Annotated in this window: 1 protein-coding gene; it reads left to right on the top strand. The window is 45.0% G+C overall.

Features of this window, described 5'->3' with window-relative positions; all coding sequences use genetic code 11:
- The coding region (gene galT, locus NX845_RS07410) for a galactose-1-phosphate uridylyltransferase (protein WP_260256748.1) at positions 1-204 on the top strand (204 nt) is incomplete at its 5' end.
- Between the last annotated feature and the right edge of the window lie 296 nt (positions 205-500).

Raw genomic sequence — 500 nt, forward strand, 5'->3', positions numbered from 1 at the left:
TATGCGCCGTTCTTCGAAGAAGGTACTGACATCGACCATTGGCAGCTACATGCGTTGTTCTACCCGCCACTGTTGCGCAGTGCTTCGGTTCGTAAATTCATGGTCGGCTACGAAATGTTGGCTGAGTCTCAGCGTGATTTAACCGCAGAACAAGCGGCACAACGTCTTCGTGATTTGAGTGACGTTCACTACAAAGAACAGTAATCGCCTGTTCCGTTGATAGTAAAACTAATCGATAACTCGGTTACTAAATAAAAAAGCGAGATTCCTGATATCTCGTCCCTCGATTCTGGAATGACGGCAGGTGAGAAGCTGATGTTGTCATTCCCTACCGTGAGAGACGAACGAGGTAGGGGATCTAAAAGAATTAAAGTGGTGCCGTAAAGGGGCCATAACCAATTGAACAAAGAGTTTAACCAGAGAGTTTACTTATGTCTGACCTAATCCAAAACGTGAAAGCATCTTTTGAGCAAGTCCTTGGTTACCAAGCGACTCATATT

This window comes from Vibrio sp. NC2, from assembly GCF_025195005.1.
In the GTDB taxonomy this organism is placed as follows: domain Bacteria; phylum Pseudomonadota; class Gammaproteobacteria; order Enterobacterales; family Vibrionaceae; genus Vibrio; species Vibrio splendidus.